Here is a 25,952-nt window from a genome sequence, read left to right as displayed (position 1 = left end):
TGGAGTATGGCAGGTGTTCTTCTCGCGATTTCCTCTCGCCACACTCGACCTCAGGGACGAAACACCCCATCTCAAAACCGTCAGGGATGTCTCCGTACACCTGTCAAACATCTCTCCAGTCTGAACACCCCCGAACCCCCACCGAGGGGCTCTGCCCCTCGGCTCCCCGCCAAAGGCCGAAAGGCCCTTGGAACCCAGGGGTTTGGCGCCTTACCTTGTTAGGTCAGGTGCCATTTTCATTATAAAAATCAATGGGAAAAACCCTCCCAAGGTCAGCGCCAAACTGATCTAGGTCCAGGACCGAGCACGGTCCTGGCGGGGTCCAGGGGCGGCGCCCCTGGTGGGGGTTCGGAGGCGAAGCCCCTGCCACCCGCTACCTCAATTCGGGCTGAACCCCAGCGCCTGCCGAAAGCGGTTCTTCACGTACACGCCGTCACGCGGGGGCAGGGCGCGGGGCGGGTTGTCCGCCTTGATCTTCACCGTGGCGAAGTTCAGCCCTTCCCGCGCGTGGATGCGTGCGCGCAGGGCTGGGATGGCGTCCATGTCCGTCACCGCCTGGCTGTGCGGAAAGCCGCAGGCGGCGGCCACGCGGCTGAGTTCCACGCCTTGGCCGGCGTGGCTCGGCTGCATCCCGGTTTCCCCGAAATGGCCGTTGTCCAGCACCACGATGCTGAGGTTCGCGGGCCGGCGCAGCGCGGTGGTGGCCAGCGCGCCCAGCCCCATCAGTTGCTCGCCATCGCCGGTCAGCACCAGCACGGGGCGGTTGGGCTGCGCGGCGGCCAGGCCCAGCCCCACCGTGGTGGCGCTGCCCATCGCGGCCCACAGATAGTAGTTCAGCGGGTGATCCCCCGCCGCCATCACGTCATAGGATGGCGAACCGAGGCCGGTCACCACCAGCAGATCGCCCCGGTCCCGCAGCAGCTCCGCCACCACGGCCCGGCGGTCCAGGTTTCCTGCGATGCTCACTTCACCCACTCCTTCCGGCCGATCAGCTGCTGGCCCAGCAGCAGCGCGCAGGCGGCATCGCCGTTGAAGGCCATGGTGGCCGCCCCTTCCAGCTTCGGGCGCACCTGTTCGGGTTCGTCGGCGCGCCAGGTCATCACGCCCATCAGCTTCAGCGCGGGTTCGGTGGCCTGGCCCATGGGGTTCTGCCACGGGTTGAACTCCGCCCAGTCGCCGCGCATCGTCACCACCATCAGCAGCGGAAACCGCGCGCAGGCCGGCAGGGCCAGCGTGTTGATGCAATTGCCCACGCCGGAGGACTGCATCAGCAGCGCCCCGCGCTCACCCCCCAGCCACGCGCCGGCGAGGTAGCCGATACCTTCCTCCTCCGTCGTCAGCACCACGGAATGGATGTCGTTGTCAGCCTCGGCCAGGCGGATGGCGGTGGAGTGGCCGGCATCGGGCACATAGACGATGTGCTTCACCCCGGCTTCCTTCAGCACGTCGAAGACGTCCCGCTGCCAGGGAGCAGCCTTGGGTGGGGCGATGGTTTCCGTTCCCATGCGAACCTTCCGTTGTTGCGCGGGGCGGTTCTAGCGCGGGGCATGCCTTGCCTGAATGATCGTATTGCTTGACGAGATATAGCGGATTTATATGGCCGTCATGGACCTCCGCCAGCTCAATACCTTCCTGCAGGTGGCCGAGCTGGGCAGCCTCAGCCGGGCCTCCGACCGGCTCCACACCGCCCAGCCCGCCCTCAGCCGCCAGATCCGCCTGCTGGAGGAGGAGCTGAAGACCCCGCTGTTCACCCGCCACGGCCGGGGCATGGTGCTGACCCATGCGGGGGAACTGCTGCGCGGCCGCGCCAGCAGCATCCTGCGCCAGATCGAGGAAACCCGCGCCGACCTGATCACGGAGGCCGCGGCCGTGCGCGGCCGGGTGGTGTTCGGCATGCCGCCCACCGTGGGCGACGTGCTGGCCACACGGCTGATCGAGCGCTTCCTGGCCCTGTACCCGCAGGTGACGCTGCGCGTGGTGCCGGCCTTCAGCGGCTATCTGCTCGACTGGCTGCACAGCGGGGAGGTGGACATCGCCGTGGTCTATGGCACCGAGCAGGGCGCCAATATCCGCTTCTCGCCGCTGCTGGTGGAAAACCTGTGCTTCGTGACCGCCGTGGGGCCGGAGGCGGTGCCCCACCATGCCGTCTCCTTCGCCGATGTGGTGCGGCACCGCCTGGTGCTGCCCGGCCCCCAGCATGGTCTGCGCATATTGGTGGAGCGCGAGGCGCGGCAGCGCGGCTTGGCACTGGATATCCCGGTGGAGGCCGATGCGTTGCAGGTGCTGAAGGGGCTGGTGCAGCGCCGGCTGGGGGCCACCATCCTGCCGCTGGCGGCCGTGCATGCGGAGGTGATGGCCGGCCAGCTCGCGGCCGCCCCCATCATCGACCCCCATCTGTCGCGCAAGCTGGTGGTGGCCCAGCCGCTCGGCCGCCAGGCCAGCCACGCCGTGCGCCGCTTCGCGGAGGTGCTGCGCGACGAGGTGACCGAGATGGTCAGCACCAAGGTCTGGGACGGGCAGCTGCTGTCGAGCATGCCAAATCCGTTATAGGTGATCGTGGGCCGGCGGGTCTTCTCGCAAGCCCCGTCTGCGGGCAGATTGGCGGCAAGCCAACGACAACGCACCCAAGGTCACCATGACGTCCACGCAAGCCGAGACCCATCCCGAAATCCGCGAGGAAGTGCGCAAGCTCTGCGCCCGCTTCCCCGGCGAATACTGGCGCAAGCTGGATGAGGTGCGCGGCTATCCCACCGAATTCGTCACCGCCCTGACCGAGGCCGGCTACCTCGGCGCGCTGATCCCCGAGGAATTCGGCGGCGCGGGCCTGCCGCTCTCGGCCGCCGCCGCCATCCTGGAAACCGTGCAGGCCGAAGGCGCCAACGGGGCCGCCTGCCACGCCCAGATGTACATCATGGGCACCATCCTGAAGCACGGCAGCCCGGCGCAGAAGGCGGAATACCTGCCCAAGATCGCCAGCGGCGAACTGCGCCTGCAGGCCTTCGGCGTGACCGAGCCCACCAGCGGCACCGACACCACCAACCTGCGCACCTTCGCCAAGAAGGAAGGCGACAAGTACATCGTCAACGGCCAGAAGATCTGGACCAGCCGCGCCGAGCATTCGGACCTGATGCTGCTGCTGGCCCGCACCACGCCGAAGGGCGAGGAAGCGAAGAAGACCGAAGGCCTGTCCACCTTCATCGTGGACATGCGCAAGGCGCTGGGCAACGGCCTGACCATCCGCCCCATCCGCACCATGATGAACCACAATTCCTGCGAAGTGTTCTTCGACAACATGGAAGTGCCCGCCGAAAACCTGGTGGGCATCGAGGGCAAGGGCTTCCGCTACATCCTGGACGGCATGAACGCCGAGCGCCTGCTGATCGCCAGCGAATGCATCGGCGACGCCAAGTGGTTCATCAACAAGGCGGTGAGCTACGCCAAGGAGCGCGTGCTGTTCGGCCGCCCGATCGGCCAGAACCAGGGCGTGCAATTCCCCATCGCCAAGGCCTATGCCGCCATGCGCGCCGCCGAGGCCATCGTCCACAAGGGCCTGGCCAAGTTCGAGGCCGGCGAGAACTGCGGCGAGGAAGCCAATATGGGCAAGATGCTGGCCGCCGACGCCAGCTGGGCCGCGGCCGAAGCCTGCGTGCAGACCCATGGCGGCTTCGGCTTCGCCGAAGAATACGACGTGGAACGTAAATTCCGCGAAACCCGCCTGTACCAGGTGGCCCCGATCAGCACCAACCTGGTGCTGTCCTACATCGGCGAACACGTGCTGGGCATGCCGCGCAGCTATTGAGGGCGGACAGGGGGCGGAGCCCCCTGCCGCGCGCCTCAGCTCCGCGCCACGCGCCCTTCGAGCGGGTAGGCCGGGTCGTTGTAGCCTGGTGTGGAGGGATGGCCCGCCGGCACCAGCCGGTTCACCAGGGCTTCGTCCTCCGCTGTGAAGCGGTAGTCCAGGGCGCCGACGTAGTCTTCCCACTGGGCTTCGGTGCGCGGGCCGCCGATGGGGGCCGTGACCAGCTTGTTGTTCAGCACCCAGGCCACGGCGAACTGGCCGGCGGTGATGCCTTGGGCCTCGGCGTGGGCGCGCAGGGTCTGGGCAATTTCCAGGCTTTCCGGGCGCCATTCGGTTTCCATCATGCGGCGGTCGGCGCGGCCCGCGCGGCTGCCGGGCTCGGGGGCGGCCTGGCTGGCGTATTTGCCGGTCAGCACCCCGCGCGCCAGCGGGCTGTAGGGCACGACGCCCAGCCCGAAATGGGCGCAGGCGGGCAGGTGCTCCACCTCCGGCATGCGGTTCAGCGCGTTGTAGTAGGGCTGGCTGACGACGGGGCGGTCGATGCCGGCCTCGTCGCACAGGCGGCAGATCTCGGCCACGCGCCAGGCGCGGTAGTTGGAGACGCCGAAATGCAGGATCTTGCCCTGCCGCACCAGCTGCGCGAGCGCCAGCACCGTCTCGGCCAGCGGCGTGGAGTGGTCTTCCTTGTGCAGGTACAGGATGTCGATGGTCTCGGTGCCCAGGCGCCGGAGGCAGTCTTCGGTGGCCTGCATCACGTGGCGGCGGGACAGGCCGCGGTCGTTGGGTCCGGGGCCCACGGGGTTGGCGATCTTGGTGGCCAGCACCCAGTGGCGGCGGTGGGCGCGGATGGCGCGGCCCGTGATCTCCTCGGAGCGGCCGCCATTATAGGCATTGGCGCTGTCGATGAAGTTGATGCCCTGGTCGCGGGCGCGGTCGATGATGCGGGTGGCGGTGGCTTCGTCCGTGGCGTCGCCGAACATCATGGTGCCGAGGCAGAGCGGCGAGACCTTCAGGCCGCTGCGGCCGAGGGGGCGGTATTCCATGGCGTATCTCCCGGGGTTTCCCGGGCAGGGTAGGGCAGTGGGCCGGATATGAAAAAGGGGGCCGAAGCCCCCCTTTCCTCAGCCCTTGGACTTGGCCCGTTCCACGGCGGCCAGGATCAGCGCCTTGGCCTCGTTCACGTCGCCCCAGCCCTTCACCTTCACCCACTTGCCGGGCTCCAGGTCCTTGTAGTGCTCGAAGAAGTGCTGGATCTGGTCGACGGTCGCCTGCGGCAGGTCCGTCAGCGTCTTCACGTTCAGATACTTCTTGGTCAGCTTGTCGGACGGCACGGCGATGATCTTCTCGTCCTCGCCGCCGTCGTCCTCCATCTTCAGCACGCCGATGGGGCGGCAGTTGATGACGGCGCCGGGCATGATCGGGCGGGTGTTGGCCACCAGCACGTCGATCGGGTCGCCATCCTCGGACAGGGTGTGCGGCACGAAGCCGTAATTGCCGGGGTAGCGCATGGGGGTGTGCAGGAAGCGGTCGACGAACAGCACGCCCGCTTCCTTGTCCATCTCGTACTTGATCGGCTCGCCGCCGATCGAGACCTCGATGACGACATTCACGTCATCGGGCGTCTTCTTGCCGGTGGGGATCGCGTCGATGTTCATGCCAGGCTCCCTGGGAGAGGTTTGCCGGGCTTAACCACGAAGCGGGGCCGGTTTCAATCCGGCATGGCCCTAATCACCTAATCCTTTTGGCCGCCGGCCTGCTGCAGGCCCATGGTCAGGATCAGGGAGACGAGCTCGGCCTGCCGGCACAGCCCGGTCTTGGCGAACAGCGCCCGCAGCTGTGACCGCACGGTGTGCACCGACACCCCGCGCAGAGAGGCGCAATCGGCCGCGGCCAGCCCATCGGCCAGGTCGAGCGCGAGGGCGGCCTCGGCGGCGGTGAAGCCGAAGGCCTCACGCAGGAAGGCCTGGCTGGGCAGCCGCCGGCGGGAGGGGTCGAGGATGGTGACCATGGCCCCCATCCCTTCCATCGGCTGGAAGCAGACCATGTAGGGGGGCGGGCCCTCGCCGCGCAGCAGCGGCATTTCGGCTGGGCGGCCATGGGCGGCCGCGAGCAGGGAGGCCGCGTAGCGGCTGCGCTGCATGGGTTCGGCCGGCACCACGCCGAAGCTGCCATGCGGGGTGAAGGCGGTGGTGTCGGTCCGCAGCAGCCGGTGCATGGCGCGGTTCAGGAAGCGGGCCTGGCCATCGGGGCCGTGCAGGCTGATGGCCACGCCCTGGCAATCCAGGGCGGCGGCCAGCATGCCGATCTCGCCGCTGGGCTCGGCGGCGGGCGGCGCCGGCATCGGCCGGCGCGTCAGCAGCATGCCCAGGTCGGCGGCGGGGGAGGGGAGCAGGGGCGATTCGCTCGGCATGGTGGGTTTCTCCTCGTCTGATGAGGAGGTTTTGCCGCACCCAGCGTCAGCGCCCTGTCAGCCCAGCGTTAAACGCCCCGTCAGACGGGGCGTTGCCGGGCGTTAATCTTCCGTCTTGCCCTCGTTGGCGGCACCGCTGTTCAGCAGGATGTATTTGGGCAGCCCCACCTGGCGGATCAGTTCGAACTGGGTGTCGAGGAAGTCCTCATGGCTTTCCTCATCGGCCAGGATGCGGAACAGCAGGTCGCGGCTGACGAAATCGCGCACTTGCTCGCAATAGGCGATGCCGTCCTTCAGGTCGCCGATCGCCTTCTCTTCCAGCTTCAGGTCGCATTCCAGGACTTCCTGGACATTCTGCCCGATCAGGATGTGGTTGAGGCGCTGGACATTGGGCAGGCCGCCGAGAAACAGGATGCGCTGGATGAGGTCATCCGCGTGCTTCATTTCCTCGATGGATTCGCCGTATTCGTGCTTGGCGAGCTTGGTCACGCCCCAATTGTCCAGCATGCGGGCGTGCAGGAAGTATTGATTGATGGCCGTCAGCTCATTCGTCAGCTGAGTATTGAGAAACTCGATAACCTTGGTGTCGCCCTTCATGACGCGCGCTCCTGGCTTGGATCGCGCAGTCATGCGGTCTTGCCGGGCGGCAGGTCAAGCGCGCGGTTTGTCCTGAGCGGGCTCGCGAATGATACTCAGGATGGTTTGCGTGCAGCAGCCGCATTGCGCCGCGCAGCCGCATTGCGTGTACACCTCGCCCGGGCGCGCGGCGCCGGCGGCCAGCGCGGCGCGGATCGCGGCCTCGCTGAGCGCGTTGCAGGAGCAGACGATCACCGCCAGCCGGCCCGCTGCATGATGCGCAGGGCCTCCGGCATGTGGCTGGCCAGCACGCGCGGGTCCACCGGGTCCTGCTTGAAGCTGCCGAGCGCGGCCAGGAACGGGTGCACGGCGGCACCCGTCACGGCCGGGAATTCCATGTTGCCCATGGCGAACTGGGACTGCGCCTCGGGCGTGGAGAGGAATTCCAGGAAGGCGCGGGCGGCTTCCTTGTTCGGCGCGGTCTTGACCATGCCGGCGCCCGAGACGTTCACATGGGTGCCGCGGTCGCCCTGGTTGGGGAACAGCACGCCCACCCGGGCCGCCAGCTGCTTGTCCTCCTCGCGCTCCGAGATCGCCATCAGCCCGAGGTAGTAGGAGTTGGAGACGGCGATGCGGCCTTGGCCGGCCAGCACGGCGCGGATCTGGTCGCGGTCGCCGCCGGCGGGCGGGCGGGCCAGGTTGTGCGCCACGCCGCGCGCCCAGGCTTCCGTGGCCGCCGCGCCATCGGCCGCCACGATCGAGGCCGCGAGATTGACGTTGTAGACGTGGTTGGAGCTGCGCACGGCGATGGAATTGGCGAATTCCGGCTTGGCCAGGTCCTCGTACCGCGCCAGCCCCGCGGGCAGGCCCAGGGCCTTGTCGTACATCAGCACCCGGGCGCGGGTGGTGAAGCCGAACCAATGGCCGTCCGCGTCGCGCAGATGGGCGGGGATGCGGCTTTCCAGCGCCGCGTTGCGGATGGGCTCGAAGATGCCCAGCTCCGTCGCGCGCACCAGCCGGGCGATGTCCACCGTCACCAGCACGTCGGCGGGGCTGTTGGCGCCCTCGGCGCGCAGGCGCTCCATCAGCTGGTCGATGTTGGCCTCGACCACGCGGACGCGGATGTTGGTCTGGCGGGTGAAGCTGTCCCACAGGCTGCGGTCGGAATCGTAGTGGCGCGCCGAATACAGGTTGATCGTGCGTTCTTGCGCCCAGGCGGGGGCCAAGGCGGGCGCCGCGAGGGGCGCGGCCAGCAGGCTGGGCAGGGCGAGAATCTGGCGACGGCGCATGACGTGCTCCCGATGGAGACCGCCATGTAGCGAGAGTGCGAGGCGTTCGCAAGTGCATTGCGAACGCTTCGCATCTGACGCCTCAGGCGGGAATCATCGCCAGCAGCGTCTCCAGCCGGTCCGCCTCCTCGGCGGGCTTGTCGCGGCGCAGGCGGGCAATGCGCGGAAAGCGCAGCGCGACCCCCGATTTGTGCCGGCCGGAGCGCTGGGCGGCGTCGAACTCCACCTCCAGCACCAGGCCGCGCTCCACCTCCCGCACCGGGCCGAAGCGGTTGGTGGTGTGGTCGCGGATCCATTTGTCCAGGAAGGCCAGCTCCGCGTCCGTGTAGCCGGAATAGGCCTTGCCGATCGGCACCAGCTCCGGCGCGCCGTCCGGCCCGTCCCGCCACAGGCCGAAGGTGTAGTCGGAGTAGAAGGAGCTGCGCTTGCCGTGCCCGCGCTGGGCATACATCAGCACGGCGTCCACATTCTGGGTGCCGCGCTTCCACTTCCACCACGGCCCCTTCATGCGCCCGGCCAGATAGGGGCTGTCGAGGCGCTTCAGCATCAGCCCCTCCATGCTGGCGGCGCGCGCGCCGGCGCGCAGCTCCGCCAGCTCCTCCCAGCCCTGGAAGGGGATCAGTGGCGACAGGTCCATCCGTGCCGGGGCGGCGGCGGCGTGCCAGCCCTCCAGCCGGGCGCGGCGGGCAGCGAAGGGCAGGGGGCGCAGATCCTCCTCCCCCTCGAACAGCAGGTCATAGAGGCGCACGGCGGCCGGGTGCTCGCGCAGCATCTTCGGCCCCGGCGCCTTGCGGTTCAGCCGCTGCTGCAGATCGGCGAAGGGCGCCACCTGGCCGTCGCGCAGCACCAGCAGCTCCCCATCCAGCACCGCGTGGAAATCCATGGCGGCCAGGATCTCCGGGAAGCTGGCGGAGATGTCCTCGCCGCCGCGCGACCACAGCCGCGCGCCGCCGGGCCCGGCGGTCAGCTGCACGCGGATGCCGTCCCATTTCCATTCAGCCGCCCAGTCGGCGGGGGCCAGGGAGGAGAGCGCCTCCTCCTCCAGCGGGTGGGCCAGCATCAGGGGGCGGAAGATGGGCGCGGCGCCGGGGTCGGGGCGGGGGGCGGCCCCCTCCAGCCAGCGGAACAGCGGCTGATAGGGGGGGGCCACGCCGTGCCACACCTCCTCGATCGCCTCCACCGGCTGGCCGGACCATTCGGCCAGCGCCACCCGCGCCATCCGGGCCGAGGCGCCGACGCGCAGCCCCCCGGTGATCAGCTTGATCAGCGCTAGGCGCGCGCTGGCGTCCAGCGTGTCCAGCCAGCCCGCGATCAGGGCGGGCAGCTCCGCCTTCGGGGTGGTCTCCAGCGCCTCCACCACCTCCGCCAGGCCGGGCGGGGGCATGTTCACCCCGCGCGGCACCGGCCAGATCAGCGCGATGGTCTCCGCCAGGTCGCCCACATAATCGTAGCTGAGGGCGAACAGCGTGGGGTCGGTGCGGGCGGTGGCCAGCTCCTTGACCAGGGCGGGCTTGGCGGCGCGCAGCTTCAGCTCCCCCGCCAGCGCCGCCAGCCCCACGCCGCGGTCCGGGTCGGGCTGGCCCGCGAACCATTGCCGCAGCAGCGCCTGCTTGCCGAGGCGGGAGGGGGTGAAGGCCAGGCGCTCCAGCAATTCGGCGAAGGCGGGGACACTCATGCGGGCAAGATAGGCACGCTTCGGCCCGGGACGAAGTGCCGGCAGCCCGGCCATGCTAGGAAGGCGCATGGCCAGCACCGCCCGCCTCGCCGAGATCGCCGCCCTGCTGGGCGAACCCGCCCGCGCCGCCATGATGCAGGCGCTGATGGATGGCCGCGCGCTGACGGCGGGCGAACTCGCCCAGGCCGGCGGCATCACGCCCCAGACCGCCAGCGCCCATCTGGCCCGGCTGACCCAGGCCGGGCTGCTGGCCATGGAGCGCCAAGGCCGCCACCGCTACCACCGCCTGGCCGGCACCGAGGTGGCACGGCTGCTGGAATCCCTGATGGCGCTGGCCGAGGCACCCGCCCGCCCCGCCATCCGCACCGGCCCGAGAGAGGCCGCGCTGCGCCATGCCCGCACCTGCTACGACCATCTGGCCGGGCGCATGGGCGTGGCGCTGGCCGATGCGCTGGTCGCGCGCGGGCATCTGGAACTGGACCACGACGCCGGCCGGCTGACGGAGGCGGGGGCCGCGCATCTGCTGGCCCTGGGCGTCGAGACCGCGCCGGGCGGGCGGCTGCTGTGCCGCCCCTGCCTGGACTGGAGCGAGCGCCGCCCGCATTTGGCGGGCCGGCTGGGGGCGGCCTTGTGCCGGCATTGCCTGGAGCGCGGCTGGCTGCGCCGCGTGCCCGGCAGCCGCGCGGTGCGGGCCTCGCCCGAGGGGGCGCGGCTGATGCGTGACGCCTTCGGCCTGGATTGGGCATGATCCGGCCCGCACAGGGAGACAACGCATGATCGCCATCATCTTCGAGGTCGAACCCGCCCCCGGACGGGACAAGGATTACTTCGCCATCGCCGCCTCCCTGCGGGAGGAGCTGGCCAGCGTGGACGGCTTCATCTCGGTGGAACGCTTCAGCAGCCTGACCACGCCGGGCAAATTCCTCTCGATCTCCTTCTTCCGGGACGAGGCGGCGGTGGCGGAATGGCGCAACCGCGCCGCCCACCGCATCGCCCAGGCCGCCGGGCGCGGGGGCATCTTCGCGGGCTACCGGCTGCGGGTGGCGCAGGTGCTGCGCGACTACGGCATGCAGGACCGCGCGGAGGCGCCTGCCGACAGCCCGCCGTGATCGGCCCGGCCCGAGTGGGGGCCTGAGCGGGGCTGTGAGCAGGGCTCACAGGGGGTGAGTTAATCCACGGCGCTATTTGCCGATTTGGGTTGATTTGCCCCTTTTGCCTTGCGGGATCGAAACCATCTGCTGCATCGACCCGGCGGCGCCGCCGCCATACCGCAACAGCCGGCGGCGCCAGCGCCCCGATGCAACAGGACACCCCGCATGGCGCAACGCCAGCTCCACCTTGGCGCCTTCATGCGCCCGGTCACCATCCACACCGGTTCCTGGCGCTGGCCGGGGGCCTGGGCGGATGCGAACTTCAACTTCTCCCGCCTGAAGACCCTGATCCAGCGGCTGGAGGCGGCGAAGTTCGACGCCTTCTTCATGGCCGACCACCTGGCGCTGCTGAACATGTCCATCGAGGCGCTGCGCCGCAGCCACACCGTCACCAGCTTCGACCCGCTGACGCTGCTACCGGCACTCGCCGCCGTGACGGAGCGCATCGGCCTGATCGCCACCGCCTCCACCACCTATAACGATGCCTATCACGTCGCGCGGAAATTCGCCTCGCTGGACCATATCTCCAACGGGCGGGCGGGCTGGAACCTGGTGACCACCGCCAACCCCGACGCCGCGCTGAATTTCGGCCATGACGCCCACATGGCCCATGGCGAGCGCTACAAGCGCGCCCGCGAATTCTACGATGTCGTCACCGGCTTGTGGGACAGCTTCGCCGACGATGCCTTCATCCGCGACCAGGAGAGCGGGATCTTCTGGGACCCCGACCGCATGCATGTGCTGAACCATGTGGGGGAGGAACTGTCCGTGCGCGGCCCGCTGAACGTGGCCCGCCCCGTGCAGGGCTGGCCTGTGATCGTGCAGGCCGGTGCCTCCGACGCCGGGCGGCAACTGGGGGCCGAGACCGCCGAGATGATCTTCGCCGCCGGCGGGCTGATCGAGGACAGCCGCGCCTTCTACGCCGATGTGAAGGGCAGGGCGGCGGCCCTCGGCCGCAACCCGGATCACATTAAGATCCTGCCCGGCGCGCTGGTGGTGGTGGGCGAGACCATCGCGGAAGCCCGCGCCAAGCGCGCGAAGCTGGACAGCCTGGTGCATTACGAAAGCGCGATCGGCGCGCTGTCCGTGGCGCTGGGGCTGGATGCGCGCGCCTTCGACCCCGACGCCCCGCTGCCGCCCGTGCCCGAGACCGAAAGCAGCAAGAGCGGGCGTGAGCGCGCCATCCGCATCGCCGAGCGCGAGGGGCTGACGGTGCGCCAGCTGGCCCAGCGGCTGGGCGGCTATTCGGGCAACGCCTTCGTCGGCACGCCCGCCAGCATCGCGGACGAGATGCAGGAATGGCTGGAGACCCGCGCCTCGGACGGGTTCAACATCATGTTCCCGAACGTGCCGGCGGGGCTGGAGGAATTCTGCGACCAGGTGGTGCCGGAACTGCAGCGGCGCGGGCTGTTCCGGACGGAATACGAGGGCACCACCTTGCGGGACCATCTGGGGTTGCCGAGGCCGGCGAACCAGTTCTTCGGGTGAGGCGGGCGGGGGCTTCGCCCCCGGACCCCCACCGAGGGGCTCTGCCCCTCGGCTCCCCGCCCCAAGCCGTGGGGCGAAGCCCCACACCCCAGGGGGCCGAAAGGCCCTTGGAACCCATCAGATTGGCGCCGATCCTGACAGGTGTGGCGTCAATTATATTATAAATATCAATTAGATATGACGTTCCAAGGTCAGCGCCAACGGCTCGGGGTCCAGGGCCGCTACGGTCCTGGCGGGGGTCCAGGGGGCGGAGCCCCCTGGGTGGCCTATTTACGCTTGCGGCGTCAGGCCCAGCCGTTCATCCCGCCGGCGCAGCCAGGCCACCACCGGCAGCGCCAGCAGCACCATCCAGGCCTTGCCGATCACCTGCCCCGGCAGATAGGCGAGCGAGCCGAAGGCGAGGTGGAGGAAGATCAGGCTGTCCACCACCAGCCCCACCACGCCGCTGGCGGCCACGGCGATGGTCAGCCCGCGCCGCTGCAAGGGCGTATAGACGGCGAGATCCGCCAACTCGCTGAACAGGAAGGCCAGCGCGGAGGCCAGCACCAGCGCGGGCGGCGCCAGGAAGGCCGAAAGCCCCGCCCCCGCCAGCACCGCGACCCCCGCCCAGGGCAGGCCCAGCCGCCGCTGCACCAGGTCCCGCAGCACCAGCGCCAGGCCGATCATCAGCACGCCCGACGGCGCCGTGACGCCCGGCGCCACCGGCACCAGGCAGGGCCCCTGCGGCACACAGAAGGTGCCCACATGCCCGATCAGCCAGTTCGCCGCGGGAATACAGAGCGCGAAGCCCAGCAGGAACAGGAAGCCTTCCCGGCGGCGTTGCGTGTCAGTGCTCATGGCCGACCGCATAGGCCCGCCAGCCCTTCTCGCGCAACTCGCAGGCCGGGCAGGCGCCGCAGCCATACCCCCAGTCATGCAGCACGCCGCGCTCGCCCTTGTAGCAGGAATGGCTTTCCCGCCGGATGAGTTCCACCAGGGGCGCGCCGCCCAGCGCCTCCGCCAGCTCCCAGGTCTGCTTCTTGTCGCGCCACATCAGGGGCGTGTGCAGCACCAGCCGCGTGGCCATGCCCAGGTTCAGCGTGGCCTGCAGCGCCTTGATGGTGTCGTCGCGGCAATCGGGATAGCCGGAGTAGTCCGTCTCGCACATGCCGGCCACGATGTGCTTCAGGCCGCGCCTGGTGGCCAGCGCCGCCGCGAAGGTCAGGAACACGATGTTGCGCCCGGGCACGAAGGTGTTGGGCAGCCCGTCGGCGCGCATCGCGATCTCGACTTGCTCCGTCAGGGCGGTGCCGCCGATCTCGGCGAAGGTCGGGATAGACAGGGTGTGGTCGGGGCCGAGGCGCGGCCCCGCCATGCCGGCGCGCAGCGTGTCCCGGCAGGCCAGCTCCACCCGGTGGCGCTGGCCATAGTCGAAGCCGAGGGTCTCCACATGGCCGAAGCGGTCCAGCGCCCAGGCCAGGCAGGTGGCGCTGTCCTGACCGCCGGAAAGCAGCACCAGAGCCCCGTCATCGCGCATCATCCAGCCTCTCCACCGCCCAGCGCGCGGCCTCTGCCAGCACGGGGTCCGCTGCCTCGGTATGCGCCTGCGCCGCCGCGCGCAAGGCGGGATCGCCGCTGTTGCCGATGGCGATCATGACATTGCGCAGGAAGCGGTTCACCCCGATGCGCTTGATGGGCGAGCCGGAGAAGCGGGCGCGGAAGGTCGCGTCCTCCAGCGCCGCCAGTTCCGCCAGCGGCGGGTTGGCCGCGGTTTCGCGGGCGTGCAACTCCGCTTCCCGCGCGCGCGCCGCGAATTTGTTCCAGGGGCAGACCGCCAGGCAATCGTCGCAGCCATAGATGCGGTTGCCCATGGCGGCGCGGAATTCCTGCGGGATCGGCCCCGCCTGCTCGATGGTCAGGTAGGAGATGCAGCGCCGCGCATCCAGCCGGAACGGGGCCGGGAAAGCGTTGGTGGGGCAGGCCGTGAGGCAGGCGGTGCAGCGGCCGCAATGCTCGCCCTCCGGCGCGTCGGGCGGGATGGCGAGCGTCGTGTAGATCTCGCCCAGGAACAGCCAGGAGCCATGGGTGCGGCTGACCAGGTTGGTGTGCTTGCCCTGCCAGCCGAGCCCCGCCTGCGCCGCCAGGGGCTTTTCCATCACCGGGGCGGTGTCCACGAACACCTTCAGCCCGCTGCCCTTGAAGGCATGGACCATCCATTGCCCCAGCGCCTTCAGCTTCTTCTTCACCACATCGTGGTAGTCGCGCCCCTGGGCATAGACGCTGATGGCGCCGCGATGGCGGTGCGCCAGGATGGCCAGCGGATCCTCCCCGGGCCCGTAGTTCAGGCCGAGAGAGATGACGGTGACGGCTTCCGGCCACAGGGCCTGGGGGTGGGCGCGTTGTTCCACGCGGCTTTCCATCCAGCCCATGGCGCCGTGGGCGCCAGCCGCCAGGAAGGCGTCGAGGCGCGCGCGGGCCTCGGCCGGCAGGGTGGCGGTGGTGAAGCCGATGGCGTCGAAGCCCAGCGCGTGGGCGCGATCGGTGATGGCTTGCTTGGGCATGGTCTTGTCATAACGGACTGAAGGAATGTTCTTTTTTGAAAAAAAGAACCAAAAAACTTTTGATGATTTTTCTGTCTGAACTCTCAAAAGTCTTTTTGCTTCTTTTTCTACAGAAAAAGAAGATTCTTATTCCTTCACCGCCCCCAGCAGAAACTCCCGGTTGCCCTCAGGCCCCGTGATCGGGCTGGCCTCAACCCCCAGCACCCGCCAGCCCGGCAGGGTGGCCCACCACGCCGCCATCTCCTGGCACACCTGCTCATGCACCGCCGGGTCGCGCACCACGCCGCCCTGGGCGATCTTGGGCCCCACCTCGAATTGCGGCTTGATCAGCACCGCCGCCCAGCAGCCGGGCGCGCACAGCGCCACGGGCGCCTGGATCACGGTGCGCAGCCCGATGAAGCTGGCGTCGCAGACCAGGGCCTGGATGGGTTCGGGCACGTCCTCGGTGGTGATGTGGCGGGCGTTGAGCTTTTCCTTCACCACCACGCGCGGGTCGTTGCGCAGCTTCCAGGCGAGCTGCCCGTGCCCCACATCCACCGCATAGACGCGCGCCGCACCGTGATGCAGCAGCACATCGGTGAAGCCGCCGGTGGAGGCGCCGACATCCAGGCACACCCGGCCCGTGGGGTCGAAGCCGAAATGCGCGATGGCATGGGACAGCTTCAGCCCGCCGCGCGAGACCCAGGGGTGGTCCTGCCCCTTGAGCTCCAGCGGCGTGTCGTCGGGCACCGAGGTGCCGGGCTTGTCGATGCGGCGGCCGTTGGACAGCACCACGCCCGCCATGATCAGCGACTGGGCGCGGGTGCGGCTTTCGGCCAGCCCGCGCTCGACCAGCAGCTGGTCGACGCGGATCTTGGAGCCGGTCCGGGGAGGGGGGCGGTTGAGGGTGGGCGAGGGATTTTGCGTCCCTGGCGCGTCGTCCGACGCGACCGACGCGGCCGATGCTGGCTGCATCGGCAAGGAGGGCGGCGTGTCAGGGGCGGAAAAGACCCGCCCGGCCGACCCGCCACCCTTTCCGGACCGGCTCTTAGGCACGCGCCTTCAACGCTTCCTGACCAAGGGCCGCCAGGGCGGTTTCCACGATCTGCGGGGCGTTCAGCCGCGCCACATCGTACTGCTTCTTCGGCGAATCATGGTCGATGTAGAAGTCCGGCAGCGTCATCGGCCGCAGCTTCAGGCCACGGTCCAGCAGGCCGTGCGTCGCCAGATGGTGCATCACCAGCCCGCCGAAGCCGTTCACGCTGCCTTCCTCGATGGTGATCAGCACCTCGTGCTCACGCGCCAGGCGCTCGATCAGCGCGGTGTCCAGCGGCTTCGCGAAGCGCGCATCGGCCACGGTGGTGGACAGGCCGAAATTCCCCAGCTCATCGGCGGCCTTCAGGCATTCCTGCAGGCGCGTGCCATAGCTGAGGATGGCGATCTTGCTGCCCTCCCGGATGATGCGGCCGCGGCCGATCTCCAGCACCTCGCCACGCGCGGGCACGGGCACCAGGCCGAAGCCCTCACCGCGCGGATAGCGCACGCCGGAGGGGCCGGCATCATAGGCCGCCATGGTGGCAACCATATGGGCCAGCTCCGCCTCGTCGGACGCCGCCATCAGCACGAAGCCCGGCAGGCAGCCCAGGAAGGCGATGTCGTAGGAGCCCGCATGGGTGGCGCCATCAGCGCCCACCAGCCCGGCGCGGTCCATGCCGAAGCGCACCGGCAGGTGCTGCAGCGCCACGTCATGCACCACCTGGTCATAGCCGCGCTGCAGGAAGGTGGAATAGATCGCGCAGAAGGGCTTCAGCCCCTCCGTCGCCATGCCGGCGGCGAAGGTGACGGCGTGCTGCTCCGCGATGCCCACATCGAAGCAGCGGGTCGGGAACTTCTTGGCGAAGGCATCCAGGCCCGTGCCGGAGGGCATGGCGGCGTTCACCGCCACGATGCGGTCGTCGGCCTCGGCCTCGGCGATCAGCGCCTGCGCGAACACCTTGGTGTATTGCGGCGGGCCCGGGGGGGCCTTCTGCTGCACGCCGGTCACCACGTCGAACTTCTGCACGCCGTGATACTTGTCGCCGGCGGCCTCGGCGGGGGCATAGCCCTTGCCCTTCTGCGTGACGGCATGCAGCAGGAAGGGGCCGGGATGCTGGCTGTCGCGCAGATTGCGCAGCACGGGCAGCAGATGGTCCAGGTTGTGACCGTCCACCGGGCCCACATAGTAGAAGCCCATTTCCTCGAACAGCGTGCCGCCAGTCAGCAGGCCGCGCGCGTATTCGTCGGCGCGGCGCGCCGCGCGCTCCAGCGGCGCGGGGAAGTTCTTGGCCATCTTGGACATGAACTCCCGCACCGACAGGAACGGGCGGGAGGAGATGGTGCGGCTCAGATAGGCGCTCATCGCGCCCACGGGCGGCGCGATCGACATGTCGTTGTCGTTGAGGATGACGATCAGCTTGGAGCGCAGCGCCCCCGCATTGTTCATCGCCTCATAGGCCATGCCGGCGGACATCGAGCCATCGCCGATCACCGCGATCACATGCCGGTCGTCGCCCTTCAGGTCGCTGGCCACGGCCATGCCCAGGCCCGCCGAGATCGAGGTGGAGGAATGCGCCGCGCCGAACGGGTCGTATTCGCTCTCGCTGCGCTTGGTGAAGCCCGAGAGCCCCCCGCCCTGGCGCAGCGTGCGGATGCGGTCGCGCCGGCCGGTCAGGATCTTGTGCGGGTAGCACTGGTGGCCCACGTCCCAGATCAGGCGGTCATCGGGCGTGTCGAACACGGCATGGATGGCCACCGTCAGTTCCACCACGCCCAGCGAGCTGCCGAGATGGCCGCCGGTGGTGGAGACGGTGGAAATGGTCTCGGACCGCAGCTCATCCGCCAATTGGCGGAGTTGCTCGTTCGAGAAGTTCTTCATGTCGGCGGGCACGCGCACCCGGTCCAGCAGCGGCGTTTCGGGGCGGTCCATGTCAGCTTCTCCGCGCGATCGTGTAGTCGGCAAGTGCCCGCAGCAGATCGGCGCGCTCCCCGAACCCTTCAAGGTGGGACTTGGCCTGGGCGACCAAGCGTTCCGATTGCAGCCGGGCCCGTTCCAGCCCCAGCAGGCCGACCAGCGTGGCCTTGCCGGCGCCGGCATCCTTGCCGGTGGCCTTGCCCGCTTCCTCGGCCGAGACGGTGGCATCCAGCACATCGTCCGCGATCTGGAAGGCGGCGCCGACATCGCGGCCATAGGCCGCGAGTGCCGCGCGCTGCTGCTGGGCGGCCTTGCCCAGAATGGCCCCGGCCTCGGCCGAGACCTCGATCAGCTTGCCGGTCTTGAGCAGCTGCAAGCGGCCGATGGCCGATTCATCCAGCGCCGCCGTGGCCTGCTCGGCCATCATGTCCAGCATCTGGCCGCCGCACATGCCCCGAGGCCCCGCGGCGCGGGAGATGGCGCGCACCAGCTCGATCCGCACGGCGGGGTCGGGGTGGGTCTCCTCCTCCGCCAGCACGGTGAAGGCGTGGCATTGCAGCGCGTCGCCCGCCAGGATGGCGGTCGCCTCGTCGAAGGCCTTGTGGTTGGTGGGCTTGCCGCGCCGCAGATCGTCGTTGTCCATCGCGGGCAGGTCGTCATGCACCAGCGAATAGGCGTGGATCATCTCGATGGCCGCCGCCACCCGCAGGGCGGAAGTGCGGGAGACATTGAACTGCCTCGCCCCTTCCAGCACCAGGAAGGCCCGCATGCGCTTGCCGCCGCCCATGGCGGAATAGCGCATGGAATCGAACAGCCGGGCCTCCGCGCCCTCATTGGGGGGCAGCAACTGGTCCAGCGCCCGCTCCAGCTCGGCGGCCGAGGCGGAGAGAGCTGCCGTCAGGGTGGCGCCGTCCGTCATTGTGATGCTCATCGCAGCCTATTCCACATTCCTCAGCACGGGGCCGTTGGGCCCCTCGACAATCGCCTGCACCTTGGCCTCGGCCTCGGCCAGCCGGGCCTCGCAATGGCGGCGCAGCAGGGCGCCGCGCTCGTAATCGGCAATGGCCCGGGCCAGGTCGCCCTTGCCCGATTCCAGCCCGCGCACGATTGTTTCGAGCTCCGCCAGGGCTTCCTCGAAACTCAGGCTGTCCACGGTCCTTTCGGCGACCTTTTCTGCCGGCATTTCTGGCGCCCCGCTCAATGCAAGGCCGGGAATATAGACCGATCGGTTACAGAACCCAACCGGGGGGCGCGTGACAGGGCGTTAACCGGCTGACAGAGCCCGGTTCGCCCGGGCCAGAACGGCCTCGAACAGCACCTGGCAGCCAGATTCGGCCTCATGCGGCTCGATGCTTTCCTCCTCATTATGGGAAAGACCGTCCTTGCAGGGGGTGAAGATCATGGCCGTTGGGACATGCCGGGCGACGTAGCAGGCGTCATGGCCCGCGCCGCTCACGATCTCGCGCGCGGGCAGGCCGAGGCGGGCGGCGGCCTGGCGGACCAGGTCCACGCAGCCGGCATCGAAGGGCTGGGCCGGCAGGCGGAACAGCTCCGTCAACTCCAGCTTGCAGCCGGTGGCGGCGACCAGGGCCTGGGCCTCGGCGGGGAAGCTCTCGCCCAGCCCGGCGATCCGCGCATCGGCGGGGTGGCGGAATTCGACGCTGAAGCGCACCTCGCCGGGCACCACGTTGCGGCTGTTGGGCAGCACCTGCATGTAGCCCACCGTGCCACGGCCATCCTCGCCGCGTTCGCGCATCAGCCGGTCCACCAGATCCACCACCCGGGCGGCGGCCACCAGCGCGTCGCGGCGGGCGGAGGGCGGGGTGGTGCCCGCATGGGCGTCCTGGCCCACCACCCGGGCATCGTACCAGATCATCGCCTGGGCGCCGGTGACGATGCCGATGGGCTTTTCCTCGCGCTCCAGGATCGGGCCCTGCTCGATATGCAGCTCGAAATAGGCATCCGCCGGGAAGGGGGCGGCGGGGTGCGGGCCGCGATAGCCGATGGCGTCCAGCGCGTCCTCGACGCGCACGCCGTCGGGGTCCTTCAGATTATACAGCTTGTCGAGGGTGTAGATGCCGGACCAGGCGCCGCTGCCCATCAGGGAATGGCCGAAGCGGCTGCCTTCCTCATCGGTCCAGTTCACCAGCTCGATGGGCGCCTCGGTCGTGATGTTCAGGTCATGCAGGGTGCGCATCACCTCCAGCCCCGCGATCACGCCCAGCGCCCCGTCGAACTTGCCGCCGGAGGGCTGGCTGTCGAGGTGCGAGCCCAGCAGCACCGGCAGGCGGGTGGGGTCCCGGCCCTCGCGCCGGGCGAACATGTTGCCGATGGCGTCCACGCGCACGGTCAGGCCCAGCGCCTCGCACCATTGGCGGAACTGGTCGCGGCCGCGCTTGTCCACCTCGGTCAGGGTCAGGCGCTTCACGCCGCCCTTGGGGGTGGCGCCGATCCGGGCCATGGCCATCAGGCTGTCCCACAGCCGGATACCGTCGATACGCTGGTTGGTCTGCATGGGTTCAGTATCGCGTCCGGATTCCCGTGGGTATAGGGGCGCGCTGGAGGAAGCTGCCATGTTCCGACGCCATCTTCTGCTGGCCGCGCTGGCCCCCGGGGCGGCGGCGGCCGCGGACTGGACCGAGCACCCGGAATGGGCGCCCGAATTCGCCGGCCGCGAGGCACCCGGCTGCGCCCTGGTGCTGGATGAGGCGCGCGGGGCCTTTCATGTCTTCGACCGCCCCCGCGCCGAAACGGCCTTCTCCCCCGCCTCCACCTTCAAGATCTGCAACGCGCTGATCGGGCTGGAAACCGGCGCCGTGCGCGACGAGAACGAGGTGTTTCCCTGGGATGGCGTGCGGCGCGGCCTGCCGGCCTGGAACCGCGACACCACCCTGGCCGAGGGCATGCGCCATTCCACCGTCTGGTTCTACCAGGCCATGGCCCGGCGCATCGGCATGGCGCGGATGCGCGAATGGATAGCCCGCGCGGGCTATGGCAACCAGGAGCTGGGCACGGAGGTGGACCGCTTCTGGCTGAACGGCACGCTGCGCATCAGCGCCTGGCAGCAGGTGGAGTTCCTGCGCCGCCTGGCCGCCGGCGGGCTGCCCTTCTCCGAGCGGTCGCAGCGGATCGTGCGGCGCATCACGCTACTGGAGGAAAGCCCGGGGCTGGAGGAAGGCCCGGGCTTCCGCCTGCATGGCAAGACCGGCTGGTTCAGCGGCGGCGGCGCCACGGATCTGGGCTGGCTGGTCGGCTGGGTGGAGCGCGAGGCCGGGCGCTGGGTCTTCGCGGTCAACATGGACCTGCCCAGCGCCAGCCTGCCGGGCAGCATCGCGCGCCACGCGCCGAAGCGCGAGGCGGTGGCGCGGGCGGTGCTGGCGCGGCTGGGGGCGCTTTAGACCCGCAAATCCAGCAGCGATCCGCGCGGCAGGGGCCGCGCCGGCTGGGCCGGCACCGCTTCCAGCGTGCGCTGGGCTGGTTGCACGTCCCGCGCCGCGATGGCCTGGACCTGCTGGATACCGGAAGCGTTCTGTGCGCCCTGGGCGGCCTGGGTGCCCTGAGTCCCCTGGGCCGCGCGGTTACGCGCCACTTCCTGTGTGAAGGCGGAAAGGGTGTTGAGCGAGATCATGCGCAACACCATCCAGGAAAGACCTGAAGATCGCGTTAACGGGCGATAGCGTGCGTGAGAAGATGTGATCCGTGCCATGCCCGCAGGGTGGGGCAGGGCGGCGTTAACACTCTAGCAACCTGTGGTGGTGATTTGGGCCGGAAACCCGGCAATTATTGCCGCCCAAGGGTCAACGCCTGACGATGACCGCCACGGGCCCGCCGCCATCCGGCCCCTGGTGCTCCGCCCCGCCGGAGACGAACAGCTCCGTCCGCCCCACCGCGGCCGCGATCACCCCGCCCACCAGCGCGCGGGCGTGGCGCGTCGCGTTGATGTCGCTGTCGTCGTTCATGATGTGGCGCGCGCCGCGAATCCGCCCGGTGGTGCTGGGCTCGGCCTTGGCCAGCACCGCCACCGCCCGCTCCCGCTGCGCCGGCGTCAATTGGCCGGGGGCGGCCAGGCCCGCCGCCGCCAGCGCCCGCTGCACGGCCGGGAAGTCGATGCCATCCATCATCACATCATGCGCGATGGCCAGATCGCCGCCCCAGCCCGGGGCCATGCCCATCACCACCACCTCGTTGCGGGTCAACTCCACCCCCGCCGAGGCGCTGGCGACGCCCGAGAACAGCGACCAGTCCTCCCCCACCACCGCGTCCGACAGCGCGTCCTCCGCGACCTCTCCCAGCGCCAGCGCCACACCCAGCGCCGAGGCCCCGCGCGACAGGCCCATGGAGGCATAGGTGTCGGTGGTGGCCACCGTCCGGCCGCGGGCGGCGGCATCGGCCATGCGCTCATTGGTCAGCAGGGGGCATTTGACCTGCACGTAATGGGCCTCGGTGATGCCGGCCTCGGCCATGGCGGCGCGCACGGCGGCGGCGGTTTCGCGGATCTGCGGCATCCGGCCCAGCTCCTCCGGCAGGAAATCCCGGGTGAAGGCGCTGGCGATGGCCAGCGCGCCGCCGGGCGCGGGGGCCTCGGCCTCGCTCACCGCGAACACGATCCAGTGTGGGGAAAGCCCGCCCTCCGTGCCCCCGGACATCACCAGCGCCACGTCCCGCGTCACGCCGTGCCGGTGCAGCAGCAACTCCAGCGACTGCACCGCATAGGCGCGGGTGAAGTCGTTCACGCAGCCATTGCCCTCGGTTTTCGCCAGGATCGCCACAACCTGCGCGGGTGCCGTGGCCCCCGCCGCGAACAGCGCCTCGATGCCCGAGACATCGCCCGGATGGCGCATGGGGATGCGGAAAACCTGGGTCGCGGGCACGGGCATAAGCTTCATCCTCGGCTTCTCTGGGGCGGATCAAGGGGCTTTGCCCTGTTGTGGCATCAGCCATGCGGTTGCCCAAGGCCCTCCGCGCCGCTAGTAGAACCGCGCGCCCCCATCGAGAGAGTGACGAATTTGGCATCCTCCGACACGATCTCCGACAACAGCCCCGCCCTGGCGGCCCAGGCCGCCCTGCTGGCCCGGCCGGTGACGGAGGAGCGCCGCATGGCGGACGCCATCCGCGTCCTGGCCATGGACGCGGTGGAAAAGGCCAAGTCCGGCCACCCCGGCATGCCGATGGGCATGGCCGATGCCGCCACCGCCCTGTTCACCAAGGCGCTGAAATTCGACGCCGCCGACCCCGCCTGGCCCGACCGCGACCGCTTCGTGCTCTCGGCCGGCCATGGTTCCATGCTGCTGTATTCCCTGCTGCACCTGACCGGCCATGCCGGCATGGGCATCGAGGAACTGAAGAACTTCCGCCAGCTGCACAGCCCCACCGCCGGCCATCCGGAGCGCGGCGAGCACCCGGCCATCGAGATGACCACCGGCCCGCTCGGCCAGGGCATCTCCACCGCCGTGGGCATGGCGATGGCCGAGCGCATGCTGGCCGCGCGCTTCGGCAAGTCCCTGGTCGATCACCGCACCTGGGTCATCGCCTCCGACGGCGACCTGCAGGAAGGCATCAGCCATGAGGCCGCCTCGCTCGCCGGGCATTACCAGCTGAACAAGCTGTGCGTGCTGTGGGACGACAACCACATCTCGATCGATGGCGACACCGCCATCTCCTTCACCGAGGACGTGCTGAAGCGCTTCCAGGCCTATGGCTGGGCGGTGAAGCGGGTGGACGGGCACAACCCCACGGAACTGGCGGGCGCGCTCGGCTGGGCCCAGCGCAACCGCAAGCCCACCATCATCGCCTGCCGCACCATCATCGGCTTCGCGGCGCCGAAGAAAGCCGGCACCGCCGGCAGCCACGGCGCGCCGCTGGGTGCCGACGAGATCGCCGGCGCCCGCGCCGCCATGGGCTGGAACCACCCGCCCTTCGAGATCCCCGAGGGTATCAAGACCCTGTGGGAACAGGCCGGCAGCCGGGGCGGCGGCGCCCGCCGTTCCTGGCTGAAGCGCCTGGCCCGCCACCCGATGCGCGCGGAGTTCGAGCGCGCCATGGCCGGCCGCTTGCCCGAGAACTGGACCGAGGCCCTGGCCGCCCACCGCCAGAAGCTGGCCGAGACCAAGCCCAAGATCGGCACCCGCATCGCCAGCCAGCAGGCCCTGGCCGCGCTGGTGCCCAGCGTGCCGGAAATGGTGGGCGGCTCCGCCGACCTCACCGGGTCCAACAACACGGACGTGAAGGGCATCCCCTCCATCCGCCCGGGCGATTTCGCCGGGCGCTATGTGCATTGGGGCGTGCGCGAGCACGGCATGGCCGCCGCGATGAACGGCATGGCGCTGCATGGCGGCATCATCCCGTATTCCGGCACCTTCCTGATCTTCTCCGACTATCTGCGGCCCTCGCTGCGGCTGGCCGCGCTGATGCGCACCCGTGTGGTGCATGTCGGCACGCATGACAGCATCGGCCTGGGCGAGGACGGCCCGACCCACCAGCCGGTGGAGATCCTGGCCGCCCTGCGCGCCATCCCGAACCTCAACGTGTTCCGCCCGGCGGATGCGATGGAAACCGCGGAGTGCTGGGAGCTGGCGCTGCGCCGCGCCGATGGGCCCTCCATCCTCGCGCTGTCCCGCCAAGCGCTGCCCGCGCTGCGCGACGATGCGGGGGAGAACCGCTCCGCCCGCGGCGGCTATGTGCTGGCCGAGGCGAGCGGCCCCCGCCGCGCGACCCTGATCGCGACCGGCAGCGAAGTGTCGCTGGCCATGACCGCCCGCGCCACGCTGGAAGCCGAGGGCGTGCCCACCGCCGTCGTCTCGCTGCCCTGCTGGGAATTGTTCCAGGCCCAGCCCGCCGAATACCGGGCGGAGGTGCTGGGCACCGCGCTGCGCGTGGGCATCGAGGCCGGCATCGGCTTCGGCTGGGATAGCCTGCTCGGCCCCGATGGCGTGTTCATCGGCATGACGGGCTTCGGTGCCTCGGCCCCGGCCGAGGTCCTGTACGAGCATTTCGGTATCACGCCCGCCGCGGTGGTCGCGGCGGTGCAGAAACGCCTTTGAGGAGAGACGGATCATGGCTGTGAAGGTTGCCATCAATGGTTTCGGGCGCATCGGCCGCCTGGTGCTGCGCGCGATGATCGAGAGCGGCCGCACCGATGTGGTGCCGGTGGTGATCAACGACCTGGGCAGCCCGGAAGCCAATGCCCACCTGTTCAAGTACGACAGCGTGCATGGCCGCTTCGCCGGCGAGGTGAAGGTCGAGGACGGCGCGCTCGTCATCTCCTACAACGGCCGCCAGTACGCGCCGATCAAGGTCTCCGCGCAGCGCGATCCCTCCCTGGTGCCGTTCCAGGGCGTGGATGTGGCGCTGGAATGCACGGGCATCTTCGCCACCAAGACCAAGGCCGCGCCGCTGATGGCCGCGGGCGCGCGCAAGGTGCTGATCTCCGCCCCGGCGGATGAGGTGGACGCCACCATCGTCTATGGCGTGAACCACAAGACGCTGACCAGCGACATGACCGTGGTCTCCAACGCCAGCTGCACCACCAACTGCCTGGCGCCGGTCGTGCATGTGCTGCACAGCAAGTGGGGCGTCGCGCGCGGCTACATGGTCACCATCCACTCCTACACCGGGGACCAGAACACGGTGGACACCCTGCACAAGGACCTGCGCCGCGCCCGCGCCGCCGCCGTCTCCATGATCCCGACCAGCACGGGTGCGGCCAAGGCCGTGGGCCTGGTGCTGCCGGAGCTGGCCGGCAAGCTGGACGGCACCGCCATCCGCGTGCCGACGCCGAACGTGTCGCTGGTGTCGCTGGACGTGAACCTGGCCGTCGATGGCGTGACCAAGGACCAGGTGAACGCCGCGATGAAGGAAGCCTCCGAGGGTTATCTGAAGGGCATCCTGGGCTACGAGACCGAGCAGCTGGTCTCCATCGACTTCAACGGCAACCCCCATTCCAGCACCTTCGACGCCACCCAGACCCAGAGCCTGGACGGCGGCAAGATGATCCGCGTGATGAGCTGGTACGACAATGAGTGGGGCTTCTCGAACCGCATGTCCGACACGGCGGCGCTGTTCGGCAGCCTGTAAGGGGGCGGGGGCGTCAGCCCCC

At 69.6% G+C, this 25,952-nt stretch carries 27 protein-coding genes; 9 read left to right on the top strand and 18 right to left on the bottom strand.

Going from position 1 to position 25,952, the window contains the following annotated elements; genetic code table 11:
* Positions 1 to 378 precede the first annotated feature (378 nt).
* Together GT007_RS16095 and GT007_RS16090 are read right to left on the bottom strand one after the other, a co-directional pair.
* Positions 379 to 966, bottom strand: coding sequence for a thiamine pyrophosphate-dependent enzyme (locus GT007_RS16095; RefSeq protein ID WP_201451947.1), 588 nt, complete (start codon positions 964 to 966; stop codon positions 379 to 381).
* On the bottom strand, positions 963 to 1,505 hold the full coding sequence (locus GT007_RS16090) for a thiamine pyrophosphate-binding protein (protein ID WP_160122649.1): 543 nt from the start codon (positions 1,503 to 1,505) through the stop codon (positions 963 to 965). Before GT007_RS16090 ends, GT007_RS16095 begins: the two co-directional genes overlap by 4 nt.
* 100 nt (positions 1,506 to 1,605) lie before the next feature.
* Between GT007_RS16090 and GT007_RS16085 the strand changes: the two genes are divergently transcribed.
* Together GT007_RS16085 and GT007_RS16080 are read left to right on the top strand one after the other, a co-directional pair.
* The gene (locus GT007_RS16085; RefSeq protein WP_160122648.1) at positions 1,606 to 2,550 is read left to right on the top strand and encodes a LysR family transcriptional regulator; all 945 of its coding nucleotides are present in this window, start codon (positions 1,606 to 1,608) and stop codon (positions 2,548 to 2,550) included.
* An 85-nt stretch (positions 2,551 to 2,635) separates the two neighbouring features.
* Positions 2,636 to 3,799 carry an acyl-CoA dehydrogenase family protein gene (locus GT007_RS16080; protein ID WP_160122647.1) on the top strand — a complete coding sequence of 388 codons (1,164 nt, stop codon included), beginning with the start codon at positions 2,636 to 2,638 and terminating at the stop codon, positions 3,797 to 3,799.
* Between the two features lie 35 nt (positions 3,800 to 3,834).
* On the opposite strand, the gene GT007_RS16075 is transcribed toward GT007_RS16080, so the two are convergent.
* The 4 genes from GT007_RS16075 to bfr all read right to left on the bottom strand — a co-directional run bounded on the left by GT007_RS16075 (position 3,835) and on the right by bfr (position 6,806).
* Positions 3,835 to 4,842 carry an aldo/keto reductase gene (locus GT007_RS16075; protein ID WP_160122646.1) on the bottom strand — a complete coding sequence of 336 codons (1,008 nt, stop codon included), beginning with the start codon at positions 4,840 to 4,842 and terminating at the stop codon, positions 3,835 to 3,837.
* Positions 4,843 to 4,920: 78 nt separating this feature from the next.
* Positions 4,921 to 5,454, bottom strand: a complete 534-nt coding sequence (ppa, locus tag GT007_RS16070) for an inorganic diphosphatase (RefSeq protein WP_160122645.1) — start codon at positions 5,452 to 5,454, stop codon at positions 4,921 to 4,923.
* 77 nt (positions 5,455 to 5,531) lie between these two features.
* Positions 5,532 to 6,209, bottom strand: coding sequence for a helix-turn-helix transcriptional regulator (locus GT007_RS16065; RefSeq protein WP_160122644.1), 678 nt, complete (start codon positions 6,207 to 6,209; stop codon positions 5,532 to 5,534).
* Positions 6,210 to 6,311: 102 nt separating this feature from the next.
* Positions 6,312 to 6,806, bottom strand: a complete 495-nt coding sequence (gene bfr / locus GT007_RS16060; RefSeq protein ID WP_160122643.1) for a bacterioferritin — start codon at positions 6,804 to 6,806, stop codon at positions 6,312 to 6,314.
* Between the two features lie 109 nt (positions 6,807 to 6,915).
* On the opposite strand from bfr, the gene GT007_RS16055 reads away from it, so the two are divergent.
* Positions 6,916 to 7,062, top strand: a complete 147-nt coding sequence (locus tag GT007_RS16055) for a hypothetical protein (RefSeq protein WP_160122642.1) — start codon at positions 6,916 to 6,918, stop codon at positions 7,060 to 7,062.
* On the opposite strand, the gene GT007_RS16050 is transcribed toward GT007_RS16055, so the two are convergent.
* Both GT007_RS16050 and GT007_RS16045 read right to left on the bottom strand, forming a co-directional pair.
* Positions 7,037 to 8,074 carry an extracellular solute-binding protein gene (locus tag GT007_RS16050; protein ID WP_160122641.1) on the bottom strand — a complete coding sequence of 346 codons (1,038 nt, stop codon included), beginning with the start codon at positions 8,072 to 8,074 and terminating at the stop codon, positions 7,037 to 7,039. The genes GT007_RS16055 and GT007_RS16050 overlap by 26 nt on opposite strands.
* A gap of 82 nt (positions 8,075 to 8,156) precedes the next feature.
* A complete protein-coding gene (locus GT007_RS16045; protein ID WP_160122640.1) occupies positions 8,157 to 9,749 on the bottom strand; it encodes a cisplatin damage response ATP-dependent DNA ligase in 1,593 nt (530 codons plus the stop codon).
* Between the two features lie 67 nt (positions 9,750 to 9,816).
* On the opposite strand from GT007_RS16045, the gene GT007_RS16040 reads away from it, so the two are divergent.
* From GT007_RS16040 to GT007_RS16030, 3 genes are all read left to right on the top strand, one after another.
* Entirely contained in the window at positions 9,817 to 10,497 is a 681-nt protein-coding gene (locus GT007_RS16040) for an ArsR/SmtB family transcription factor (protein WP_160122639.1), read from the top strand.
* Between the two features lie 25 nt (positions 10,498 to 10,522).
* Positions 10,523 to 10,858 (top strand): antibiotic biosynthesis monooxygenase family protein, encoded by a 336-nt coding sequence (locus tag GT007_RS16035; protein WP_160122638.1) that lies wholly within the window; start codon positions 10,523 to 10,525, stop codon positions 10,856 to 10,858.
* 207 nt (positions 10,859 to 11,065) lie between these two features.
* Positions 11,066 to 12,388 carry an LLM class flavin-dependent oxidoreductase gene (locus tag GT007_RS16030; protein ID WP_160122637.1) on the top strand — a complete coding sequence of 441 codons (1,323 nt, stop codon included), beginning with the start codon at positions 11,066 to 11,068 and terminating at the stop codon, positions 12,386 to 12,388.
* Positions 12,389 to 12,658: 270 nt separating this feature from the next.
* Here the strand turns inward: GT007_RS16030 and GT007_RS16025 are convergent, their stop codons facing one another.
* The 8 genes from GT007_RS16025 to GT007_RS15990 form a co-directional block, all read right to left on the bottom strand.
* Positions 12,659 to 13,225, bottom strand: a complete 567-nt coding sequence (locus GT007_RS16025; RefSeq protein WP_160122636.1) for a VUT family protein — start codon at positions 13,223 to 13,225, stop codon at positions 12,659 to 12,661.
* On the bottom strand, positions 13,215 to 13,907 hold the full coding sequence (gene queC, locus GT007_RS16020; RefSeq protein ID WP_160122635.1) for a 7-cyano-7-deazaguanine synthase QueC: 693 nt from the start codon (positions 13,905 to 13,907) through the stop codon (positions 13,215 to 13,217). Before queC ends, GT007_RS16025 begins: the two co-directional genes overlap by 11 nt.
* Positions 13,894 to 14,928 (bottom strand): tRNA epoxyqueuosine(34) reductase QueG, encoded by a 1,035-nt coding sequence (gene queG / locus GT007_RS16015; RefSeq protein WP_160122634.1) that lies wholly within the window; start codon positions 14,926 to 14,928, stop codon positions 13,894 to 13,896. Before queG ends, queC begins: the two co-directional genes overlap by 14 nt.
* Positions 14,929 to 15,054: 126 nt before the next feature.
* Positions 15,055 to 15,882, bottom strand: a complete 828-nt coding sequence (locus tag GT007_RS16010) for a TlyA family RNA methyltransferase (protein ID WP_160122633.1) — start codon at positions 15,880 to 15,882, stop codon at positions 15,055 to 15,057.
* Positions 15,883 to 15,955: 73 nt separating this feature from the next.
* On the bottom strand, positions 15,956 to 17,872 hold the full coding sequence (gene dxs / locus GT007_RS16005) for a 1-deoxy-D-xylulose-5-phosphate synthase (protein ID WP_160122632.1): 1,917 nt from the start codon (positions 17,870 to 17,872) through the stop codon (positions 15,956 to 15,958).
* Between the two features lies 1 nt (position 17,873).
* A complete protein-coding gene (locus GT007_RS16000; RefSeq protein WP_160122631.1) occupies positions 17,874 to 18,788 on the bottom strand; it encodes a polyprenyl synthetase family protein in 915 nt (304 codons plus the stop codon).
* Between the two features lie 6 nt (positions 18,789 to 18,794).
* Positions 18,795 to 19,040, bottom strand: coding sequence for an exodeoxyribonuclease VII small subunit (locus GT007_RS15995; protein WP_160122630.1), 246 nt, complete (start codon positions 19,038 to 19,040; stop codon positions 18,795 to 18,797).
* Positions 19,041 to 19,121: 81 nt separating this feature from the next.
* On the bottom strand, positions 19,122 to 20,372 hold the full coding sequence (locus GT007_RS15990; RefSeq protein ID WP_201451945.1) for a Zn-dependent hydrolase: 1,251 nt from the start codon (positions 20,370 to 20,372) through the stop codon (positions 19,122 to 19,124).
* Between the two features lie 58 nt (positions 20,373 to 20,430).
* On the opposite strand from GT007_RS15990, the gene blaOXA reads away from it, so the two are divergent.
* A complete protein-coding gene (gene blaOXA / locus GT007_RS15985) occupies positions 20,431 to 21,255 on the top strand; it encodes a class D beta-lactamase (RefSeq protein WP_160122628.1) in 825 nt (274 codons plus the stop codon).
* Here blaOXA and GT007_RS15980 read toward each other — a convergent pair.
* Together GT007_RS15980 and atzD are read right to left on the bottom strand one after the other, a co-directional pair.
* On the bottom strand, positions 21,252 to 21,485 hold the full coding sequence (locus GT007_RS15980) for a hypothetical protein (protein WP_160122627.1): 234 nt from the start codon (positions 21,483 to 21,485) through the stop codon (positions 21,252 to 21,254). The two genes, blaOXA and GT007_RS15980, sit on opposite strands and share 4 nt — an antisense overlap.
* A gap of 169 nt (positions 21,486 to 21,654) precedes the next feature.
* Entirely contained in the window at positions 21,655 to 22,743 is a 1,089-nt protein-coding gene (gene atzD, locus GT007_RS15975) for a cyanuric acid amidohydrolase (RefSeq protein ID WP_328798951.1), read from the bottom strand.
* Positions 22,744 to 22,863: 120 nt separating this feature from the next.
* Here atzD and tkt point away from each other — a divergent pair, with 120 nt between their 5' ends.
* Together tkt and gap are read left to right on the top strand one after the other, a co-directional pair.
* A complete protein-coding gene (gene tkt / locus GT007_RS15970; protein WP_160122652.1) occupies positions 22,864 to 24,897 on the top strand; it encodes a transketolase in 2,034 nt (677 codons plus the stop codon).
* Between the two features lie 13 nt (positions 24,898 to 24,910).
* Positions 24,911 to 25,930 (top strand): type I glyceraldehyde-3-phosphate dehydrogenase, encoded by a 1,020-nt coding sequence (gene gap / locus GT007_RS15965; RefSeq protein WP_160122626.1) that lies wholly within the window; start codon positions 24,911 to 24,913, stop codon positions 25,928 to 25,930.
* The last annotated feature ends 22 nt before the right edge of the window (positions 25,931 to 25,952 follow it).

This window comes from Rhodovarius lipocyclicus (assembly GCF_009900765.1).
GTDB classification, from domain to species: Bacteria; Pseudomonadota; Alphaproteobacteria; order Acetobacterales; family Acetobacteraceae; genus Rhodovarius; species Rhodovarius lipocyclicus.
The sequence above is the reverse complement of the archived record's forward strand: the minus strand, read 5'-3'. Positions and strand labels throughout refer to the sequence as shown.

What these genes read in the sequence shown, in the direction of transcription:
- GT007_RS16090 (WP_160122649.1), bottom strand. Translation starts at nt 1,505, where the DNA reads ATGGGAACGGAAACCATCGCCCCACCCAAGGCTGCTCCCTGGCAGCGG.
- GT007_RS16085 (WP_160122648.1), top strand. Translation starts at nt 1,606, where the DNA reads ATGGACCTCCGCCAGCTCAATACCTTCCTGCAGGTGGCCGAGCTGGGC.
- GT007_RS16080 (WP_160122647.1), top strand. Translation starts at nt 2,636, where the DNA reads ATGACGTCCACGCAAGCCGAGACCCATCCCGAAATCCGCGAGGAAGTG.
- GT007_RS16075 (WP_160122646.1), bottom strand. Translation starts at nt 4,842, where the DNA reads ATGGAATACCGCCCCCTCGGCCGCAGCGGCCTGAAGGTCTCGCCGCTC.
- ppa (WP_160122645.1), bottom strand. Translation starts at nt 5,454, where the DNA reads ATGAACATCGACGCGATCCCCACCGGCAAGAAGACGCCCGATGACGTG.
- GT007_RS16065 (WP_160122644.1), bottom strand. Translation starts at nt 6,209, where the DNA reads ATGCCGAGCGAATCGCCCCTGCTCCCCTCCCCCGCCGCCGACCTGGGC.
- bfr (WP_160122643.1), bottom strand. Translation starts at nt 6,806, where the DNA reads ATGAAGGGCGACACCAAGGTTATCGAGTTTCTCAATACTCAGCTGACG.
- GT007_RS16050 (WP_160122641.1), bottom strand. Translation starts at nt 8,074, where the DNA reads ATGCGCCGTCGCCAGATTCTCGCCCTGCCCAGCCTGCTGGCCGCGCCC.
- GT007_RS16045 (WP_160122640.1), bottom strand. Translation starts at nt 9,749, where the DNA reads ATGAGTGTCCCCGCCTTCGCCGAATTGCTGGAGCGCCTGGCCTTCACC.
- GT007_RS16040 (WP_160122639.1), top strand. Translation starts at nt 9,817, where the DNA reads ATGGCCAGCACCGCCCGCCTCGCCGAGATCGCCGCCCTGCTGGGCGAA.
- GT007_RS16035 (WP_160122638.1), top strand. Translation starts at nt 10,523, where the DNA reads ATGATCGCCATCATCTTCGAGGTCGAACCCGCCCCCGGACGGGACAAG.
- GT007_RS16030 (WP_160122637.1), top strand. Translation starts at nt 11,066, where the DNA reads ATGGCGCAACGCCAGCTCCACCTTGGCGCCTTCATGCGCCCGGTCACC.
- GT007_RS16025 (WP_160122636.1), bottom strand. Translation starts at nt 13,225, where the DNA reads ATGAGCACTGACACGCAACGCCGCCGGGAAGGCTTCCTGTTCCTGCTG.
- queC (WP_160122635.1), bottom strand. Translation starts at nt 13,907, where the DNA reads ATGATGCGCGATGACGGGGCTCTGGTGCTGCTTTCCGGCGGTCAGGAC.
- queG (WP_160122634.1), bottom strand. Translation starts at nt 14,928, where the DNA reads ATGCCCAAGCAAGCCATCACCGATCGCGCCCACGCGCTGGGCTTCGAC.
- GT007_RS16010 (WP_160122633.1), bottom strand. Translation starts at nt 15,882, where the DNA reads ATGCAGCCAGCATCGGCCGCGTCGGTCGCGTCGGACGACGCGCCAGGG.
- dxs (WP_160122632.1), bottom strand. Translation starts at nt 17,872, where the DNA reads ATGGACCGCCCCGAAACGCCGCTGCTGGACCGGGTGCGCGTGCCCGCC.
- GT007_RS16000 (WP_160122631.1), bottom strand. Translation starts at nt 18,788, where the DNA reads ATGAGCATCACAATGACGGACGGCGCCACCCTGACGGCAGCTCTCTCC.
- GT007_RS15995 (WP_160122630.1), bottom strand. Translation starts at nt 19,040, where the DNA reads ATGCCGGCAGAAAAGGTCGCCGAAAGGACCGTGGACAGCCTGAGTTTC.
- GT007_RS15990 (WP_201451945.1), bottom strand. Translation starts at nt 20,372, where the DNA reads ATGCAGACCAACCAGCGTATCGACGGTATCCGGCTGTGGGACAGCCTG.
- blaOXA (WP_160122628.1), top strand. Translation starts at nt 20,431, where the DNA reads ATGTTCCGACGCCATCTTCTGCTGGCCGCGCTGGCCCCCGGGGCGGCG.
- GT007_RS15980 (WP_160122627.1), bottom strand. Translation starts at nt 21,485, where the DNA reads ATGATCTCGCTCAACACCCTTTCCGCCTTCACACAGGAAGTGGCGCGT.
- atzD (WP_328798951.1), bottom strand. Translation starts at nt 22,743, where the DNA reads ATGAAGCTTATGCCCGTGCCCGCGACCCAGGTTTTCCGCATCCCCATG.
- gap (WP_160122626.1), top strand. Translation starts at nt 24,911, where the DNA reads ATGGCTGTGAAGGTTGCCATCAATGGTTTCGGGCGCATCGGCCGCCTG.